The organism is Pseudomonas agronomica (assembly GCF_025917275.1).
In the GTDB taxonomy this organism is placed as follows: Bacteria; Pseudomonadota; Gammaproteobacteria; order Pseudomonadales; family Pseudomonadaceae; genus Aquipseudomonas; species Aquipseudomonas agronomica.
Genome location: NZ_JAOSHO010000748.1, coordinates 1 through 1,833 on the forward strand (window position 1 = coordinate 1; position 1,833 = coordinate 1,833).

The 1,833-nt window shown below is 62.9% G+C and carries 1 protein-coding gene and 1 pseudogene; both read left to right on the top strand.

Annotated elements, in window-relative coordinates:
• Positions 1-136: 136 nt before the first annotated feature.
• Positions 137-958 (top strand): annotated as a pseudogene (locus OC610_RS29820) (cache domain-containing protein); the annotation flags it as partial.
• A 102-nt stretch (positions 959-1,060) separates the two neighbouring features.
• A complete protein-coding gene (locus tag OC610_RS29825; RefSeq protein ID WP_371856978.1) occupies positions 1,061-1,816 on the top strand; it encodes a methyl-accepting chemotaxis protein in 756 nt (251 codons plus the stop codon).
• Positions 1,817-1,833: the final 17 nt, after the last annotated feature.

Genomic DNA, 1,833 nt, shown 5'->3' on the forward strand with positions numbered 1-1,833 from the left:
TGTGGGAGCGAGCTTGCTCGCGATGGGGCCCTTGAATTCAATGACTCCCGCCAACTGTTCACCTTGTCCTACAGTTTTGCCGTGCGCTGCCGTTAACCCAGCTAACCACGCCATAACATCTACAAGAGTGAACAGCATGCGCCTGAGCTTGAAGGCTAAAGTCCTGTCCTTGGCAATACTGCCGGTTTTGCTGTCTGCGGTGATCATCAGCCTGACCACGGCATTCATCTTGAAGGAACAGGCGAGCAACGAAGTCCAGCAAACGCGCGAGCGTCTGCTCAGCGAAGCCAAGGCTACGTTGCAGAACTATGTGGCGGTGGGTCTTACTGCAATCAAGCCGCTCTACGATGCCGCCGCGCCTGGCGATAACGAGGCGCGCGCCCAGGCGATCAAGCTGCTGTCCAACGTCAGTTACGGCAAGGATGGTTACTTCTTCGGCTACGACTCCGAGACCATTCGCCTGTTCAAGGCCAACAGCCCCGATGGCGTGGGCAAGAGTTTCAAGGACAACCGCGACCCGAACGGTGTCTATGTCAACCGTGACCTGGTGAAAGTCGCCAAGGACGGTACGCATTACCTGGAATACAGCTCGCCGCTGCCCGGCAGCAAGGACCTGGTGCCCAAGCTCGGCTATACCGAATACCTGTCCAAATGGGACATGGCGGTTGGCAGCTCGGTCAACCTGGACGGCATCGAAGCCCAGGTTGCCCTGGTGGAAGCCAAGGTCCACGACCGCGTGCAAGGCGTGATCTTGAGCATCGTCGGGATTGCGGCCGTGGTGCTGCTGGTGATCGCGGTGGTGGGCCTGCTGCTCGCCAACACCATCCTGCGGCCGCTGCACCTGATGAAAGACAACCTCGATGACATCGCGGCGGGCGAGGGCGACCTGACCCGGCGCCTGGCGATCACCAGCCAGGACGAGCTGGGGCAACTGGCCGGTTCGTTCAACCGTTTTGTCGACAAGATCCACGGCCTGGTGCGGCAGATCACCGACATGACCTCACAACTGACGGGCCTCGTCACGCAGGTGTCCGAACAGGCCCAGCGCTCCGAACAGGCGATGGAGCGCCAGCGCCACGAAACCGACCAGGTTGCCACGGCGATCAACGAAATGTCCTCCGCAGCCCAGGAAGTCGCGCGCAGTGCCCAAGGCGCCGCCGTCGCGGCCCAGCAGACCGATGAAGAAGGCCAATCCGCCAAGCGCGTGGTGGCCGGCAGCATCCAGCAGATCCACGCGCTGGTGAACGATATCCGCAGCAGCGGGGTGTCCCTGGACAGTCTGCAACAGGACGTGGCCTCGATTGTCAGCGTGCTTGGGGTGATTCGTTCGATTGCCGAGCAGACCAACCTGCTGGCCCTCAACGCTGCCATCGAGGCTGCGCGTGCCGGTGAAGCCGGGCGTGGGTTTGCGGTGGTGGCCGATGAAGTGCGGGCCCTGGCCAGCCGGACCCAGCAAAGCACCCAGGAAATCCAGGGAATGATCGACCGCCTGCAGTCGGGCACCCATGCGGCGGTGGAGGCCATGCGTCGTTCCAGCGAGGCTGGCGATGGCACCTCGGAACGGGCCAACGAGGCTGGCGCGTCGCTGGATACCATGGCCCAGCTGATCGGCACCATCAACTCGATGAACGCCCAGATTGCCAGCGCCGCCGAGGAGCAAACCGCCGTGGCCGAGGAAATCAACCGCAGCGTGCACCAGATCGCCGTGGCGGTTGACAGCGTTGCCGACGAAACCCAGCTCGGCGCCCAGACCTCCCGCAGCCTGGCCGACCTGGGTCAGCGCCTGGGCAAATTGGTGGGGCAGTTCCGGATCTGATCCCGGGGTAGCAGGAG

Coding starts and splice junctions, on each gene's coding strand:
- OC610_RS29825 (WP_371856978.1), top strand. CDS start 1,061: ATGGAGCGCCAGCGCCACGAAACCGACCAGGTTGCCACGGCGATCAAC.